This is a genomic window from Pseudoclavibacter sp. 13-3, from assembly GCF_021168475.1.
In the GTDB taxonomy this organism is placed as follows: Bacteria; Actinomycetota; Actinomycetes; order Actinomycetales; family Microbacteriaceae; genus Pseudoclavibacter_A.
Genome location: NZ_JAJOZT010000002.1, coordinates 458,093 through 475,046 on the forward strand (window position 1 = coordinate 458,093; position 16,954 = coordinate 475,046).

At 67.6% G+C, this 16,954-nt stretch carries 17 protein-coding genes; 7 read left to right on the forward strand and 10 right to left on the reverse strand.

Annotated elements, in window-relative coordinates; translation table 11 throughout:
• Positions 1–321: 321 nt before the first annotated feature.
• The 4 genes from LRX77_RS05550 to LRX77_RS05565 all read left to right on the forward strand — a co-directional run bounded on the left by LRX77_RS05550 (position 322) and on the right by LRX77_RS05565 (position 4,390).
• A complete protein-coding gene (locus LRX77_RS05550) occupies positions 322–1,833 on the forward strand; it encodes an MFS transporter (RefSeq protein ID WP_231832021.1) in 1,512 nt (503 codons plus the stop codon).
• 210 nt (positions 1,834–2,043) lie between these two features.
• Positions 2,044–3,198 carry an inorganic phosphate transporter gene (locus LRX77_RS05555; RefSeq protein ID WP_231831910.1) on the forward strand — a complete coding sequence of 385 codons (1,155 nt, stop codon included), beginning with the start codon at positions 2,044–2,046 and terminating at the stop codon, positions 3,196–3,198.
• A gap of 23 nt (positions 3,199–3,221) precedes the next feature.
• A complete protein-coding gene (locus tag LRX77_RS05560) occupies positions 3,222–3,446 on the forward strand; it encodes a hypothetical protein (RefSeq protein ID WP_231831911.1) in 225 nt (74 codons plus the stop codon).
• 86 nt (positions 3,447–3,532) lie between these two features.
• On the forward strand, positions 3,533–4,390 hold the full coding sequence (locus tag LRX77_RS05565; protein WP_231831912.1) for a universal stress protein: 858 nt from the start codon (positions 3,533–3,535) through the stop codon (positions 4,388–4,390).
• Positions 4,391–4,417: 27 nt separating this feature from the next.
• Here LRX77_RS05565 and LRX77_RS05570 read toward each other — a convergent pair whose 3' ends face one another.
• The 9 genes from LRX77_RS05570 to LRX77_RS05610 all read right to left on the reverse strand — a co-directional run bounded on the left by LRX77_RS05570 (position 4,418) and on the right by LRX77_RS05610 (position 12,511).
• The gene (locus LRX77_RS05570) at positions 4,418–4,906 is read right to left on the reverse strand and encodes a MarR family winged helix-turn-helix transcriptional regulator (RefSeq protein WP_231831913.1); all 489 of its coding nucleotides are present in this window, start codon (positions 4,904–4,906) and stop codon (positions 4,418–4,420) included.
• A 110-nt stretch (positions 4,907–5,016) separates the two neighbouring features.
• Positions 5,017–6,075, reverse strand: a complete 1,059-nt coding sequence (gene fni, locus LRX77_RS05575) for a type 2 isopentenyl-diphosphate Delta-isomerase (RefSeq protein WP_231831914.1) — start codon at positions 6,073–6,075, stop codon at positions 5,017–5,019.
• A 61-nt stretch (positions 6,076–6,136) separates the two neighbouring features.
• A complete protein-coding gene (locus LRX77_RS05580) occupies positions 6,137–7,255 on the reverse strand; it encodes a phosphomevalonate kinase (RefSeq protein ID WP_231831915.1) in 1,119 nt (372 codons plus the stop codon).
• Positions 7,256–7,257: 2 nt separating this feature from the next.
• Entirely contained in the window at positions 7,258–8,367 is a 1,110-nt protein-coding gene (gene mvaD, locus LRX77_RS05585) for a diphosphomevalonate decarboxylase (protein ID WP_231831916.1), read from the reverse strand.
• Positions 8,364–9,356, reverse strand: a complete 993-nt coding sequence (gene mvk / locus LRX77_RS05590; RefSeq protein WP_231831917.1) for a mevalonate kinase — start codon at positions 9,354–9,356, stop codon at positions 8,364–8,366. The genes mvaD and mvk overlap by 4 nt, the downstream gene beginning before the upstream one ends.
• A gap of 50 nt (positions 9,357–9,406) precedes the next feature.
• Complete coding sequence (locus LRX77_RS05595; RefSeq protein WP_231831918.1) at positions 9,407–10,759, reverse strand: tripartite tricarboxylate transporter permease; 1,353 nt, start codon at positions 10,757–10,759, stop codon at positions 9,407–9,409.
• Complete coding sequence (locus LRX77_RS05600) at positions 10,759–11,112, reverse strand: hypothetical protein (RefSeq protein ID WP_231831919.1); 354 nt, start codon at positions 11,110–11,112, stop codon at positions 10,759–10,761. Before LRX77_RS05600 ends, LRX77_RS05595 begins: the two co-directional genes overlap by 1 nt.
• A 90-nt stretch (positions 11,113–11,202) precedes the next feature.
• Positions 11,203–11,664, reverse strand: a complete 462-nt coding sequence (locus LRX77_RS05605; protein ID WP_231831920.1) for a DUF3151 domain-containing protein — start codon at positions 11,662–11,664, stop codon at positions 11,203–11,205.
• A 112-nt stretch (positions 11,665–11,776) separates the two neighbouring features.
• A complete protein-coding gene (locus tag LRX77_RS05610; protein WP_231831921.1) occupies positions 11,777–12,511 on the reverse strand; it encodes a glutamine amidotransferase-related protein in 735 nt (244 codons plus the stop codon).
• A gap of 126 nt (positions 12,512–12,637) precedes the next feature.
• Here LRX77_RS05610 and tgt point away from each other — a divergent pair, with 126 nt between their 5' ends.
• Entirely contained in the window at positions 12,638–13,888 is a 1,251-nt protein-coding gene (tgt, locus tag LRX77_RS05615) for a tRNA guanosine(34) transglycosylase Tgt (protein WP_231831922.1), read from the forward strand.
• 78 nt (positions 13,889–13,966) lie between these two features.
• On the forward strand, positions 13,967–14,548 hold the full coding sequence (locus LRX77_RS05620) for a DUF4916 domain-containing protein (protein ID WP_231831923.1): 582 nt from the start codon (positions 13,967–13,969) through the stop codon (positions 14,546–14,548).
• 53 nt (positions 14,549–14,601) lie between these two features.
• Here the strand turns inward: LRX77_RS05620 and LRX77_RS05625 are convergent, their stop codons facing one another.
• On the reverse strand, positions 14,602–15,822 hold the full coding sequence (locus LRX77_RS05625) for a GAF domain-containing protein (RefSeq protein WP_231831924.1): 1,221 nt from the start codon (positions 15,820–15,822) through the stop codon (positions 14,602–14,604).
• Between the two features lie 251 nt (positions 15,823–16,073).
• Between LRX77_RS05625 and LRX77_RS05630 the strand changes: the two genes are divergently transcribed.
• Positions 16,074–16,859 (forward strand): acetoin reductase, encoded by a 786-nt coding sequence (locus tag LRX77_RS05630; protein WP_231831925.1) that lies wholly within the window; start codon positions 16,074–16,076, stop codon positions 16,857–16,859.
• The last annotated feature ends 95 nt before the right edge of the window (positions 16,860–16,954 follow it).

Here is a 16,954-nt window from a genome sequence, read left to right on the forward strand (position 1 = left end):
TGGCTCCTGTGGTCTGTCTGGCGGGTGCCGTGCTCGGCACCCGGCGCGTCGCCGACCAGTCCTTTGGTCAGCTGCCGTTTCGCCAGCAGCGTCGTCGTCGGGTCGGTTCACTCTATTGTGCTCCCGTGACAACTATACCGTCCGTACGGTACAGTAACTCCTGTGAGGCAGTACGAATCTTCTGAACCAGTCAACAAAGCCGGTGAACCCGTGAACCGGTCAGCGAAGCCCGCGGCAGGCGCATCCGCAGACCATTCGTCAGCGCACGCAACAGTCGCCGTGCAGCCGACCGCAGAGTCCGACCACCGCGCTGCAGGCAGTCTGCGCGCCGAATCGGTCGAGACACCCCCGCGTGCGACGGCACGAGACTGGATTGCGCTCGCGGTGCTGATGCTCCCCGTGCTCCTCATCTCGATCGACAACACCGTGCTCAGTCTCGCGCTGCCGCACATCGCCGAGGCACTCGAGCCTGACGCTGCCCAGCAGCTGTGGATCATCGACGCCTACTCGATCGTGCTCGCCGGCCTGCTCGTCACCATGGGCAGCCTGGGCGACCGCATCGGCCGACGCCGCCTGCTGCTCGTCGGGGCCGCCGGCTTCGCCGTCTTCTCGGTCGTCAGCGCATTCGCGACGACCGCACTCGAACTCATCCTGCTGCGCGCGCTTACCGGCGTCTTCGGCGCGATGCTGATGCCGTCGACCCTTGCGCTGATCCGAGGCATCTTCCGCGACCGCGACCAGCGCCGAGTCGCGATCGCCGTGTGGGCCGGATGCTTCTCGGCGGGCTCTGCCGCAGGCCCGCTGGTCGGCGGCGTCGTGCTGGAGCACTTTCACTGGAACGCGATCTTCCTCATCGCACTGCCCGTGCTGCTGCCGCTCTTCATCCTGACGCCGCTGCTCGTCAAAGAATCGCGCGACCCGCAACCGGGCCCCATCGACGTGCCCGGAATGCTCGCCTCGATCGTCGCGCTGGTCACCATCGTGCTGGGCATCAAGGAGTTCGCCGCTCAGGGCTTCGGCCTGCTGCCGATCGTCTCGATCGTGGCCGGCCTCGTCGTCGGCGTCTGGTTCGTGCGCCGCCAGCTTCGCCGTCCCGTGCCGCTGCTCGACCTCGCCCTCTTCCGCAACCCCCTCTTCAGCGGCAGCATCGCCGTCAACCTGCTCAGCGTGGTCTCGCTGGTCGGCTTTCTCTTCTTCATCAGCCAGCACCTGCAGATCGTCGTCGGCCTCACTCCGCTGGCGGCAGGTGTCGTGCTTCTGCCGGGCATCGTGCTGATGATCATCGCGGGATTCGCCGTCGTGTCGCTGTCGAAGCGCGTCTCCGCACGCATCATCATCACCGGATCGGTGCTGCTCTCTGCGACGGCCTACGTGCTGATGGCGGTGCTCGGAGCCGGATCGGCCTGGCAGGTCGTGCTCATCGCCTTCGTGATTCTCGGCGTCGGCGTGGGCATGGCAGAAACGCTCTCGAACGATCTCATTCTCTCGGCTGCGCCCAAAGACCGAGCCGGTGCTGCGTCCGCGCTGTCAGAGACGGCCTACGAGATCGGGGCCGTGCTCGGAACGGCGCTGCTCGGCGGCCTGCTGACGGCTCACTATCGCGGCGCGCTGGTCGTGCCTGACGGCGTCGATGCGGATGCCGGCGCGCGCGCTCGAGAGACCCTCGCGGGCGCCGAGCAGGTGGCCGCTTCACTGCCGGGCGATCTCGGAGCGGAGCTGATGCGCGCGGCCAATGCCGCGTTCGAAGGCGGGGTCACCATGACGTCGGTCATCGGTGCGATTCTGATGGTGGTGGCGGCTTCGGCGGCGTGGCTCGTGCTGCCGAGGCGCTGAGCGCAGAGCAGCGAGGCCCCACACCCGGCCAGCATCTAGACTGTAGTCGCACGTTGGTTGCGTGAAGACCGCTTGACGTTTCCCTTCCCGTAACCTTTCGGGCGCAGACTCGGCAATTGCCGTCGACGAATCGTCTATCGGGGAGAGTTCCCGGAGACCTCGTCGAGACAATCATGTATTGGTCTCTCAGAAGGGAACCACGAAGCTCAGATGGATGCTTCCACAATCATCATCGTCGTGCTCGTTGTCGTCACGGCGCTGACATTCGACTTCACCAACGGGTTCCATGACACGGCGAACGCCATGGCCACCTCGATTGCCACCGGAGCGCTCAAGCCCAAGACCGCAGTCATCGCCGCAGGCATCCTCAATCTGATCGGCGCGTTCCTGTCGACCGAGGTCGCGAAGACGATCTCGGGCGGCATCATCAACGAGGGCGACGGCGGGGTCGTGATCGGCCCTGAGGTCATCTTCGCCGGCCTCGTCGGCGCCATCATCTGGAACATGCTCACCTGGCTCGTGGGGCTGCCCTCCAGCTCTTCGCACGCGCTCTTCGGCGGCCTCGTCGGCGCCGTGATCGTCGCGGTCGGCGCTTCGGGCGTGAACTTCTTCAACGTGATCACCAAGGTGCTGCTGCCAGCGTTCGTCTCGCCGGTGGTCGCCGGTCTGGCCGCGTTCTGCGCGGTCAAGATCATTCTCGCCATCGTGCGCAAGATGGACGCCAAGAAGGTCGAGAGCGGATTCCGCCACGGCCAGACCGCCACCGCTCTGCTGGTCGCCCTCTCGCACGGCACGAACGACGCGCAGAAGACCATGGGCATCATCACGCTGACGCTCATCGCCGCCGGCATGCAGCCCAGCGGCAGCGGTCCCGAGCTCTGGGTCATCGCGGCCTGCGGCCTCGCCATCGCCCTGGGCACTTACACCGGCGGCTGGCGCGTCATTCGCACGCTGGGCAAGGGCATCACCGAGATCACCACGCCGCAGGGCTTCGCCGCTGAGGCGAGCTCGGCGACGACGATTCTGGTCTCATCGCACCTCGGCTTCGCGCTCTCGACCACGCAGGTCTGCTCGGGATCGATCCTCGGTGCCGGCCTTGGCCGCAAAGGCGCCGCAGTCAACTGGGGTGTCGCCGGTCGCATGGGCATCGCCTGGCTGGTCACCTTTCCGGCGGCGGCACTGGTCTCGGCAGCGGCTTCGGCTCTGGCCCACACCGGTCTGGTCGGCACTCTCGGCGTCGCAGTCATCGCTCTCGCCATCGTCTGGGGCATCGTCCGGCTGTCGCATCGCAACCCGGTGACCGCTGACAACGTGAACCATGAGACCACCGGTGAGCCCGTTCCGGCCACTGTTCCGGCTGCATAGTCTGAAAGGAACAGAACACAACAATGCCTTCTCTCATCAGCTTTCTGACCGTCCTCGTCGTCGCCGTCGTGATCGCCAGCGTCGTCAGCACCCTCTATGCGACTGCGCTGCGCCTCTGGGAATCCGGTCAGGTCGACCGCAGCGGCGACGCGCATCTGATCGCTCGCACCGGGTCAGTGATCTGCTTCTCGCTCTGCGTCGCCATCGTGCTGTTCACCCTGTGGCTCATCGTGCCGCAGTTCCACTGAGTCGCACGCGACTCGGCATCACACAGGCTGCACCCGGGACGCCTCAGTCGAGCCCAGCCCGGGGCCTTCGAACCAAGGAGTACTACATGACCACCATCATCGTCGGCATCGACGGCACCGTGCGCGGAGAACGCGCACTCGAATGGGCGCTGGCACAGACCAGGCTCGTCGCTGACCCGCAGCTGCATCTGCTGACAGTGGTCGACCCTCATGCGCTGCGCGGCACCGGCGTCAGCGAGGTGGATGCGACGCAGGGGGCCGAGAACCTGATCGCCTCAGTGCAGCGCGCCGCTGCAGAGTCGAACCCCGGCCTCGGCATCACCACGACGGTCGCCCACGGCGGCATCGTCGATGCGCTGATCGACGCGGCCGATCAGAGCGATCTGATCGTACTGGGCTCGCACCACGGCTCCTCGTTCAGCGAAGCGGTCGGCGGCGCCAAGGGGCTGCGCGTCTCAGTGTCGACGAACGTTCCGACTGCGGTGATCCCATCAGACTGGACTGCCGCCGGGCAGCACGAACCCGGAATCGTCGTCGGCGTGGGCCCGGACGACGTCAGCGAGAGTGCGGTCGAGTTCGCCGTCACCCAGGCGCTGGCCACGGATCAGCCGCTTGAGCTGGTCTCTGTCTGGGGTCTGCCGCCGGTGATCAGCAGGCCGGCAGAGGCCATGGGCGGGGGGCTCGCTCCGGTGGGTCGCCAGTTCCAGGAACAGCTCGACGTACGCGCCCTGCAGCTGCGCACGAGGCACGAGGATCTCGACGTCACCGGTCGCTCGATCGAAGGCGCTCCGGCGTCACAGCTGACTGCGGCCGCGGCCGGCCGACGCATGCTGGTGCTGGGCACTCATTCGCGCACCGTGCTCGGACGTGCGCTGTTCGGCTCGGTGTCGCACGGCGTGCTGCTCGATCTTCGTGTTCCGACGGTGGTCGTGCCGAACGTCTGAGCGAGACTCTTCGCGGGGCCGGCCCGCTCAGCGAGACTCTCGGGCCTGCCGCGCTGCTGCGACGTCGCGGGCGTTGTCGATGAGCACATTGATGCGCTGCAGCAGGCTGCGTTCGTCGATGCCGGTCAGCAGAGCGTTCTCGAAGGTGTCGAGACCCTGCCAGGCTTCGGTCAGTCGGCGTGCACCACGTTCGGTGAGGGCGACGCGCTGCGTGCGACGGTCGTTCGGGTCTTGGTACAACGACGCGAACCCGACCTTGACCAGTGTTCGGGTGCGTGTGGCGGCTGCCGCACGGGAGATGCCGAGCTGCTCGGCGATCTCTCGAACGCTGAGCTTCTCTTTGCCCGCTGCCGCAAGAGCCATCAGCGCATAGAACTGAGTGGCCGGAAGCTGCCACTCAGCACGCAGGTAGTCATCGATCAGACGGTCGAAGAGCGAGGTCGCGTAGTGCAGGCGAAAACCGGCATCGGTGATGCGGGGCAGAGGGCCCTGGGAGTCTTCGGACTGCTGCGTCATGGTATTTGCAGTGAACCGCTTTCCCCGGCGCAAGTCAAGGACATCGTGCGGGCGTCGCGGAATGTCTGTGAAGAGTTCTCCAACACGACATATGCATTTGCAGGCATATCTCAGTGGCGGTGCGCCAGTTCCGCGAGATCGATGCCTCGCAGCCGAGCGAACTCCGCCGTCGGCCCGGTGATGAGCAAGTCAGTGCGGGCAATGGCCTCCAGGTCGGCCGCTCCGAGCAGCGTGAGCAGAGTCTGCACCTGCTCCTTCCATGACTCCAGCTCTGCAGTCAGAGCCTCGACCCCGTCAGCGACGAGCACGTGCAGAAAGTGGCCGCTGACCCCGACGGCGCGAGCGCCCAAGGCGAGTGCGCGCACGACATCCAGCGGATTGCGCACGCCGCCGGAGGCGATCGCCTCGACCGGCAGCGCAGGCGCCGCGTGCAGGGAATCGAGCAGGCACTCGACGGCGGTCTGGCCCCAGCCAGACAGGTAGTCGTACTCGCTTCGCTGCCGCCGACGGTTCTCGATCGCGATGAAGTTCGTGCCGCCGCGTCCGCTGACGTCGACGGTGCGCACACCGCGTTCGAGCAGCTGCTCGACGCTGTGTCGGCTGAGGCCGAACCCGACCTCTTTGACCACGACCGGCACGCCGACCTCGTCCACAATCCGCTCGATCCGGTCGAGCCAGCCGCGAAAGTCGCGGTCGCCCTCGGGCATCACGAGCTCTTGGGCCGGGTTCACATGGATCTGCAGCGCGTCGGCAGAGAGAATCCCGACGGCTCGCTTCGCCTGCTCGACGGTCATCTCGGGGCTCACATTCGCGAATACGAACGCCTCAGGGGCGTTCTCTCGGATTACCCGAAACGTCGATTCAAGGCCCGGATCGCGCAGTGCAGGGCTCACCGAACCGCTGGCGATCGACACACCTGCAGCCGCAGCAGCCTGCGCGAGGTCGGCGTTGAGCGCCCCGGTCATCCTGCTGCCGCCGGTCATCGCGTTGATGTAGAACGGCACCGGCCAACGCCGACCGGCCACGGTCGTGCTGATGTCGACCGCGTCGCGCGTCACACCGTTGAAGGTGTGATGAAGAAACCGCACGTCGTCGAAGCCCGAACCGCGTTGTTCGTCGCGAAGCTCCTCGGCGAGGCGAACGTGCTCGTCTTTGCGCTCACTGCTCATGCTGCTCTGCATCCTTTCTGTCTGCGGCCGTCCTCCGCCGCCGAACCACTCCGGTGAGGCCCTACTCGACCATGCCCTGTGGCTGGTGCACCCGCAGGTTGAGCGGCCTGATGTCGGCCCGCTCCCAGGCGGCGAGCATGCCGTCGATGTCGGCGTCGCGGTCGATCAGCACGATGCCGCAGTCTCCGCCGCCCGCCCCCGAGGTCTTGGCGGCACCGCCGCACACCTCGGCCGTCTCGATCAGACGCTGCAGCTTCGGAGTCTCGATGGTGATGCCCGAGTGCTCGCCCAGCTCGCGCAGCAGCTCGCGGTTGCGGCGGATGCCGGCGGCGATGCCGACCCCGTCGTCGCGTTCCAGCGCTTCGGCGAGTTCGGTCACGCACGCGTGGCTCTCCGCCAGAAAGCGGCTGTAGTGCACACTGCGCTGACCCTTGCGAGCCTGCACCCCGCCGACCAGACGAGCGGTCGAGGCGGGCGATCCCGTCCACCCCACGACGAGGCGCAGACGATCGGGCGGCACGATCCTGCGCACCTCGAGACCCGGCCAGTCGATTGCGAGCATCTCGGTCAGCGGCCTGGCGACGCGCTCGGCGCGCGCCCACTCGCGGTCGAAGGCGCGGTAGACGATCCAGCCGCCGAACATGCTCGCGGCGACGTCGCCGCCCGAGCCGCTGCGTTGCACTTCGATGCTGGCGATGAGCGCGAGCTTCAGCTGCTCCATGCGGGTCAGATCGAGCCGATAGTGCTCGCAGAGCGCCCGCACCGTGGCCACCGTGACCGCCGCAGACGACCCGAGGCCGAACTTGCGGCCGGCGTCGTCGTCGAGCTCGCTCGTGATGTCGAGGTCGTACAGCTCAAGCGGCGTGCCGAGGCCGATGGCGGCCTCTTCGACGACTCTGATGGCCGCGAGCACGAAGTCGAACGGCGTCTGCTCGGGCTCGATCACCATGTCGTTGTCGCGCCGATGCCATTCGAGCGAGAGGCTCGCGTACTGATCCGAGGTGATGTGCCCGGTGCCGCGCGCGGGGCTCACCCGCACCTGCACGTAGCGGTCGACGGCGATCAGCACCGCCGGGTATCCGGCTTCGACGACGGCGTACTCGCCGGCGATGTAGAGCTTGCCGGGCGCCCGCACGACGGTGGCGCGGGACGGAACGGCGATGTCATGGACGGCGCACATGTCTAGAGACCTCCTGCATGGTTCGTCGCGTCGCTGCCGACTGCGGCGGTCTGGCTGCCGGCGGATGCGCCAGGTGCGCCGATCTCGCCCGGCCAGACGCTCAGGGCCGGGCCCGACCGGGCCACCACGGTCTGCAGACCCGGCACGGTCGGCTCCAGCCGCCGCCGCAGCCACGATCGCACCTGTTCACCGGCGGAGCCGCTGGTGAGCACCTTGACGTTCGCCCCGGCATCCATCGTCGCCCAGGCCGGCAGGCCGGCGGCGCGGGCCTCGCGCACGGCTCGCAGCGCTTCGATGCTCGAGGCGTTCAGATACTGCACCCGGGGCTCAGCGCCGAGCATCGTCGCGTGCATGCCGAATGCGTTCGCCTCGGAGGTCTCGCCCAGCCGCGAGAGGTCTGCCTGCGCGATCGCGTCGAGCGCCTCGTCCAGATCGTCGTGGCTGCGCCGCACCCAGGGCTCGTACTCGGCAGAGGTCTCGACGGTGCGGCGCATGGCCTCACGGCTCGAGACCGCTTTGCGTCCGGAGTCGATGACCAGCACGACGATCGCCAGATCGAGGTCGCTCTGCAGCGGCTCGGCATACGACGACTCGTCGTCATGGCCGGCATGCCAGATGGCCAGCCCGCCGAAGACCGACCGCGACGCCGATCCCGACCCTCTTCGCGCGAGCCGTGACAGGTCGCGATCGTCGAGTTCGAGCCCCGCAGCGGCGGCTGCCGCGCCGGCGAGTGCGGCGAACCCGCTGGCCGAACTGGCCAGCCCCGCGGCAGTCGGCACGGTGTTGCGCGTGACGACGTCGGCGGCAGCGGTGATGCCGGCTCGCCGGCGCACGATGTCGAGAAAGTCTGAGATGCGCCGCAGCGGCTGGCCGTTGAGCGGCTGCCCGTCGAGCACGGCATGGTCGCCTGTGCCGGCCTCAGCGCCATCGTCGACGAAGCGCACCGTGGTGACCGTGTGCAGATCGTCGAGTGTCAGCGAGACGCTGGAGGTTCGCGGGAGGATGAGCCGCTCGTCGGCCTTGCCCCAGTACTTGATCAGCGCGATGTTCGCATGTGCCACAGCTGTGGCCACGCCGGGTGCAGCTGCCACCGGTGTCGGGCGAACGGTCACGCGGCGACCTCATAGGCGTGCGGCGCATAGACCCACGTGCCGGTGGCTCCGGCCATGCCGAGCGCAGCGGCCACGCGCTTCGCGTCAGCGCTGGTGCGGGCGAGGGCGATCACGCAGCCGCCGCGACCGCCGCCGGTGAGCTTCGCGCCCACGGCACCCGCGCCGCGCGCCGCGGCGGTGAGCTGGTCGAGGCGCGCGTTGCTCACGCCGAGCTCGGTCAGCAGCCGGTGGGCGTCGTTCATCTTCTCGCCGAGCCCTCCGACGTCACCGGCCCGCACGTCGTCGACCGCCGCGGCGGTGATGCGTCCCAGCTCGGCCAGCCGCGGCCGGGTGATCTCGGGGCACCGCTCGTGCTCTTCGCGAATATGCCCGACGGTCTCGCGGGTGCTGCCGTGAATGCCGGAGTCGGCCACGACGATCCACGCGGAGAGGCTGATCTGCACGGCTGTGGTCGCGCCGGCCTGAAAGTGGATCGGCGTCTGCGACGAGGTCGCCGTCGCGTCGAGACCGGACGGATGCCCATGCGCGATGCGCTCGGCCACCTGCGTCAGGTCGAAGAGGTCTTCGGGCTCGGCGTCGACGTCGAAGGCGTTGAGCACGGCACGGATGACCGCACCTGCCGCTGCCGCCGACGACCCGAGCCCCCGCTCGGGCGGAAACTCGGCGTGCGTTGCGATGCGCAGACGGGCGTGCGGATGCCCCGCGAACTCGAGTGCCGCATGCACCGCACGCACGATGCTCGCGAATCGGGCCGGTGCCTCGGCGAGCGGGCCGGTCCAGCCCAGGCTCGACAGCTCTGAGGGGCCGGTGGTCGGCTCGACGCGCGCGATCATGCGCAGGTTGCGCAGCGGCATCGCGATGGCCGGGTAGCCGTAGACGACAGAGTGCTCGCCGAAGAGGATGATCTTCGCGACGGTCTGACCGACGCCTGCATGCATCGGAGTGTCGACCGACGAGCGGTCTGAGGGGGAGGGGTCGCCGACCTGCACAGTGAAGAAGCCTTTCCCGGTGCATGCGCACCGACGCACAACGCTGCTGCTCAGAGCAGGTTCTGCACGATCCATGGTGCGGCGTACAGCGTCATGAACTGCACGCCGTAGCTGACGCCAAGCTTATTCAGGGTACCGCAGGCGACGCCGACGAGCAGCACGCCGAAGATGTTGGCCACGCCGGCGTCGAGATAGGCGAGCAGCAGAATGAACCCGATGAAGAGCCCGAGCACGGCCTCGTGCGGGATGTAGCGCATCACGAAGTAGGTGATCTGGTACGAGTAGCGCACAGCGATCACATAGGTCAGCACCAGGGCGAGCAGGGCGCCGACGATCACTGCCGTGACGAACTGGCCGGTGCTCAGCAGCTGGTGCAGGTTGTGATCGAGCGAGAAGGCCGGCGGCGCATTGAACAGCGCCTGCGCCGGGCCGATCGCGACCGGCGAGAGCGGGATGCCCACGGCCAGCAGCGGGATGATCACGCCTGACAGGTAGGCGGCGTGTGCGACGCCGTTCATGCTCGACACCGCACGGTTCGCGTGTTTGAGCCTGTCGGTGCTGCGGCCTGCCGACGCCTCGCCGACCAGGAAGGTCAGACCGACCGGGCTGAGAAAGAACAGCGGGGTGGTGATCAGCGACGCGAGGCCGGTTCGCCCCATCTCGTCACGAGTGAGAATGCGGTTGGGAGCGAGCGACTGGCCGCCCAGATCCTTGAGCGAGATCTCGACCTCAGTCGGTGCGTACCGGGGCAGGCGGTCGCGACTGCGCTTGTTGAGCAGGCCGAGAATCGAGACCAGCAGCGGGCCGATGGTGATGCCCAAGAAGAACGAGACCGAGATGTTGCCGTCTTTGGGAATCACCTCTTGGGTGCGATAGAGCGAGAGCAGCCCCTGAAAGAGCAGCGCCATCGGGATGATCGAGATGAGCGAGAGCAGTCGGTTGCCGCCGAGCAGCGCGAGCAGCACCGCGCCGAACACGAACAGCAGCGAGCCGTACTGGCGCAGCGTCTCGGCATACGGCGTGATCGCCGTGGCGATGGCGAGGCTCACCGGAATCGCGATGATCGTGCCGACTGCGCTGCCGGCGGCCATCTTCTTGATCGTCTCGGCCGCGCGCCCTTTGCTCTTCAGATAGAGCGAGTGCTCCATCATGGGCGTCGACATCACGCCGCCGGGCAGGCCGACCAGCGCTGTGGGAATCGCGTTGGTGAGGTTGAGCGTCACGATCGCGGCGATGAAGAAGGTCAGCACCACGATCGGTGCCGTGCCGGCGAGCACCAGTGCGAGGGTGACGGGCACCAGCACGCTGGTCTCATCGGTGCCGGGGATGAACCCGATGAACGAATAGAGCAGGATCGCGCCGATCGCGGCGATGAGCATCTGCAGGATGATCGAGGCGTCCATCAGCGGTCACCGCCGTCGCCGGGCCCGGTGCCCGAATCGGGTCGCGCGTCGACGTCTGCGGTGACGTCGTCGGCGACGATGTGGATGCTGTGCTCGTGCCCGTCGTCTGTGCTCACGATGCGCACGTCTCGCTTCGGCGTGAACGCGAAGGCGCTGATGACGAAGCCGACGACCGAGCCGCCGAGGCCCCAGAAGAAGACGTTGAACGAGAGCAGCGTTGCGATCAGCAGTGCGGCTGCGGTGGTGCCACCGCAGATCAGAAGTGCCCACGTGAGGTCTCGCGGAGAGACCAGGTCGTTCCACACTTCGATGTACCGCGCCTGATCGTCCGATTGACGGTCAGTGGAAGTCATGCTTCCTGATGCTAGACGCTCGGCTGGCGCAACGGAAGATCTGCGGCGCTGCGCAGCCCGCGCGGCGAAGCCTCCGCGTCGCGGCAGCGATCAGTTGATGCCGCGGATGACGATCGTCTCAGTGCCGGGGGCGTGCGCCGCCTCGTCGGCCAGGATGGCGTCGATGACTGACGGGTCGCTGTCGGTGAGGAAGGTGTGCACGCGCTCGACCTCGTCGTTCTCGCCGATCAGCTCGGCGGCCTTGCCCAGCTCGAAGAGTGAGAGCAGGAAGCCGCGGTTCGGCTCGTGCGACCATGGAATCGGCCCCTGGCCCTTCCAGCCGTGCTTGCGCAGAGCGTCGAGGCCGCGGTGGTAGCCGGTGCGTGCGTAGGCGTAGGCGTTCACATAGTTGCCGTGCGTGCGGGCCTGCTGCGCCAGCAGCGCCCACGGCAGCGACGCAGCGGGGAACGAGGCCGCCACACGATTGAGCGGCTCGTCGGCGAGAGCGTCGGCGAGGCCCGGCACCTCATCGAGGAGGGTCGGTGGAATCGAAAGCAGGTTGTTGTCGCCCATGCCATCCAGTATGCCTGCTCGTGCCAGCAGTGTCGATGAGAACCCAGACACCTGTCGGAGGGGAGTCGGCCGCGTCGTGCGAGACGAATCTCGACGACCTGCGCGGAGCCGTTCAGCGGCGTGCGTGCTCGAGCGCGAAGCGCCGCAGCAGACGGTGCGCCGGCCTGGTGTCGAGACCGAGTGTCGCCTGTTCGATGGCGGCGATGTGCCCGGCGGGGTAGTAGCCGTGCCCGTCGTAGAGCGTGGCGCGGCGGATGAACGCCGACCGGTCTAGCTCGGGATGGAACTGCGTCGCATAGCCGCGCTCGCCGACGCGCATCATCTGCACCGGAGCGGTCGCCGAGGTCAGCAGCAGCTCGGCGCCCGCGGGCACTTCGAGCAGTGACTCATGGTGCCCGACGAACGACGAGATCTGTGCAGGGGCGTCGCCCAACAGCGAATCAGACCGGCCGGCGGAGGTGACCTCCAAGGTGACGGCCCCGGCATCCTCGGCGAAGTCGGGGCCGAGCGGCGCGTCGAGCACCGTCGCGACCGCGCCCATGCCATAGCAGGCTCCGAAGAACGGGAAGTCGGCATCGAGGATTCGCCGCACCAGGGCGTACACGTCGCGCTCGACGCGGCGCTGCAGGGCGTCTTTGCGCTCGGACGGCGCCGACCAGTCGTACGGGCTGCCGCCGAGCAGCACGCCGCTGAGCTCGGCGAGGTCGACTTCGGGCAGCGGGGCGCGGTCGAGTCGATGGTGCGCGAGGTCGCGTGAGCTCAGGCCGGTGTGCTCCAGCATCGAGGCGCGCTCGGCCGCGGTGGCCTCGTCACTCGTGCGCGCGCTCAGATACAAGAAGGGTTTCATGAGTTCAGCCTATTTGCCGCCGCTCGCAGGCACCAGATTGTGACGCTCTGCGACGAACGTCGGCCGGCCGTCGCGGGTCTGCCGGCAGGTGGCAGCGGGTCTGCCGGCAGGTGGCAAGATGGACGGGTGAACTTCAGCTTCGACATCGACACCCGTCTCGACGACCAGCCGAGAGGCGGGCGCACGGGGGTCGTCCATACGCCGCACGGCGACATCCGCACGCCGGCGTTCATCCCCGTGGGCACCAAGGCCGCGGTCAAGGCGGTGCTGCCCGAGTCGATGAGCGACCTCGGCGCCCAAGCCCTGCTCGCCAACGCCTATCACCTCTACCTGCAGCCGGGGCCCGACGTGCTCGACGCGGCCGGTGGGCTGGGCAGATTCATGAACTGGCCGGGCCCGACGTTCACCGACTCAGGGGGGTTCCAGGTGATGAGTCTGGGGGTGGGGTTCAAAAAGGTGCTCGCGATGGACACCAGCGGGCGGCAGTCCGACGACGTCATCGCGAAGGGCAAGGAGCGCCTCGCACATGTCGACGACGACGGCGTGACATTCAAGTCACACCTCGACGGCACGATGCATCGGTTCACCCCTGAGGTGTCGATGGGCATTCAGCATCAGCTCGGAGCCGACATCATGTTCGCCTTCGACGAGCTCACCACGCTGATGAACACCCGCGGATACCAGGAGCGCTCGCTGGAGCGCACGAGGCTCTGGGCCGAACGCTGTCTCGCCGAGCACCGGCGTCTCACCGACGAACGGATCGGCAAGCCGTACCAGGCGCTCTTCGGCGTGCTGCAGGGCGCGAACTACGAGGATCTGCGCCGCAAGGCCGCGCGCGACCTCGGCAGCATGGAGGTCGACGGGCAGCGCTTCGACGGGTTCGGACTCGGCGGTGCGCTCGAGAAGCCGCGCATGGCCGAGATCATCGGGTGGATGGCCGAGGAGCTTCCCGAGGATCGCCCGCGGCATCTGCTGGGCATCAGCGAACCCGACGACATCTTCGCCGCGGTGGCGGCCGGTGCCGACACCTTCGACTGCGTCTCGCCGACGCGGGTGGCGCGGTCGTCGGCCGTGTACTCGCGGCACGGTCGCTACAACCTGAAGCAGACGAGGTTTCGCATGGACTTCTCGCCGATCGACGAGGGCTGCGACTGCTACACCTGCACGCACTACACGCGGGCGTATCTGCGGCACCTCTTCAAGGCGAAAGAGATGAATGCGGCGACCCTCTGCAGCATCCACAACGAGCGATTCATCGTGCGGCTCGTCGACGACATCCGAGATGCCATCGAGCAGGGTGCGTTCGGCGAGCTGCGCGAGGAGTTCTTGGGCCGGTACTATGGCGGCGGTGCGACGTCAGGCACTGCAGAGGACTGACCGGCTGCGCAGCGCTTCGCTCAGCTGCACCGACCTCGTCGAGTGCGCCGGCCCGGGCAGATGCGTCATAATCAGATCATGAGCATCGTTGGCACGCCCGACCCGCAGGATCCAGACGATGACGTCATCGGCAGCAACGGTGGCGCCGACTCTGGCTGGCTGACCGATTCCGAGCTGGAAGAAGCCAGACGGCACCTGCCCATGCTCTACGTCGAAGCGCTTCCCGTGCGCCTGACCGGCAGCGGCAAGGTCGCGCAGATCGGCCTGCTCATGCGGGTCAGCGACACCGACTCGATCACCCGCACCATCGTCTCGGGCCGTGTGCGCTTCGGCGAGAGCCTGCGCGAAGCGCTGCTTCGCCACCTCGAGAACGACCTCGGCCCGATCGCCTTCCCGCAGCTGCCGCTGTCGATGTCGCCGCAGACGGTGGGCGAGTACTTTCCGGTGCCCTCGACCACGAGCGAGCTGTTCGACGGTCGCCAGCACGCGGTCTCGCTGGCCTACGTCGTGCCGGTGACCGGCACCTGCCAGCCGCGTCAGGACGCCCTCGAACTCGCCTGGCTCACCCCGCAGGAGGTGCGCGAGCAGGACGCGCTCTCAGATCTCGAAGGCAACCGCGGCGTGCTGGTCGAACGCCTGCTGGCCTCGGTCAGCTGCTGAGCGACGCAGACCCGCACTGCCCGAAGCCGGCGCCGGCGGCCGTCGAAGAGCCTTCAGTCGATCTCGACCCGCATACCCTCGGCGAAGCGGTACGGCGCCGCGATGATCACCGGCCCCAGCGCTCGCCGAATGCGGCTGACCTCGGCACGCACGGTGACTGTATGCGTTCGGTCGCCGAAGATCGCCTCTGAGAGGTCTGCCGCGCTGACGCCGTCTTGGTGCGCGTTGATCTGAGCGATGACGTCGACCTGCCGAGGCGGGATCTCGACGCTCCAGTGCACGTCGCCGGCATCCATCGTCACGTGCGCCCCGCCCGACGTGCGCGTGATCTGCAGCCGGTTCTCTCCAGGCTCGGCCTCGACGACGGTCTGCCCCTGAATGAACCAGCCGCCCGGCAGCGAGGTCGCCTTCGCGCTGCCGAACTCGGGCAGCCAGAGCAGGTCTCGATCAGGATGCTCGGGCAGGGTGAATCGGCTGCCCGCCGACGCACTGCTGGTCGCCGCGACCCAGCCCAGACGGTCGGTCACCGCCCACGGCTCGTCGCCCTGCGTGTGCTGCATCGGCCAGCTGATGGTGCGCAGTCGTTCGAGCTCGTGCTGATGGGCCTCGTGCAGCTCCATCTCGAGGGTGTGCGCGAGCAGCGAGGCCAGCGCGAGCATGGCCGGGTGCGCCTCGGCGACGGCGCACGAGATGTTGACGATGCCCAGGCAGGCGCGCGAGCGCGGGTCGATGATCGGCGCGGCGGCGCAGCTCCACTGCTGGTGCGCGAGGCAGAAGTGCTCGGCGCCGTGCACCTGCACCGGGTGCCGAACCGCGAGCGCCGTGCCGATCGCGTTCGTGCCCACGGTGCTCTCACGCCACAGCGCACCCTTGACGAAGCCGATGCGGTCGGCGCGCCGCCGGGCCTCGGTCGCCCCGTAGCGCCACACGATGCGCGCCTCGGCATCGGTGAGCACGACGAGGTAGTTGCCGTTCTCGAACATGCCGTTGTCGTGCTGCGGCAGCGTCTGCTTGAGCAGCGGGATCAGCTGCCGGGTGTTCGAGGTTCGCGACGGGGCACGGCGCGCTCGCACGGGGGAGTGCAGCGGACAGCGGCAGCTGTCCGGCTTGAGGCCCGCACGGCGGGAGCGCTTCCAGGATGCGCTGATCAGCGGACGCGGTCGGGCCGGAGGCCGTTCTCCTCGCGACGTCGCTCGAAAGACCTCCTGCAGCAGGTGGTCGTATTCGACGGGGTCTTCCCCGGTTGAGAACGACGATTCCAGCTCATTGGCCATCGCGTGTGCACCTCATTGTCTCTGGCCGCAGCGCGGCGGCCCGAAGCGGACAGCCGTTGCGTCCGGTTGCATGAGGTATTTTCGCGCGAGTTGTCGCGGTTGGCAAGGTCTCCCTTACCAGACGCGCTGACTCACAGCACACGCCTGTCTTAAAGTAGCTGCCAGATGCACCGCGCACCACAGGACGGTGTGCGGAGGATGGCCTCGACGCGAGGTCATTTGTACGACATCGCGAAGAGGAAGGATCTCCCATGAGTGATCAGAAGGTTGCGCTCGTTACCGGCGCTGGGCAGGGAATCGGCCGCAGCATCGCACTGCAGCTGGCCAAGGACGGCTTCGACGTCGCCGTCGCCGACCTGGATTTCCAGCAGGAGAAGGCAGAGGCCGTCGTCAAAGAGATCGAGGCTCTCGGCCGCAAGGCGTTCTTCGTCGCCGCTGACGTGTCGAAGCGCGACCAGGTGTTCGCCGCCGTCGACGCAGCTGCTGAGAAGCTCGGCAGCTTCGACGTGATCGCCAACAACGCGGGCATTGCACAGATCAAGCCGCTGAGCGACGTGACCACCGAAGACCTCGAGAAGATCTTCAACATCAACGTCTTCAGCATCGTCTACGGCATTCAGGCCGCCGAGAAGAAGTTCGCCGAGCTGGGCAAAGAGAAGGGCAAGATCATCAACGCCTCTTCGATCGCCGGCATCAAGGGCTTCCCGATTCTGGGCGCCTACTCGGCCAGCAAGTTCGCTGTGCGCGGCCTGACACAGGTCGCCGCTCAGGAGCTCGCTCCCCGGAACATCACCGTGAACGCCTGGGCGCCCGGCATCGTCGGCACCGGCATGTGGGATCTCATCGACGAGGAGCTGGGCAAGCTCAACGGCAAGGCCAAGGGCGAGAACCTGAAGGACAATGTCGAGTCGATCGCCCTCGGTCGCATCGAGACCCCTGAAGACGTCGCCGGTGTGGTGTCGTTCTTCGCGAGCGACAAGGCAGACTACGTCACCGGCCAGACTCTGCTGGTCGACGGCGGCATGCTCTACAACTAAGCCGAGAGCGACTCGGTCGAGACATCCGGTCGAGTCGGGCGCCTGTGCGGGGTGATCCTGCGCAGAGCCGACTCGACCGGTGCCTCGTGCGCACG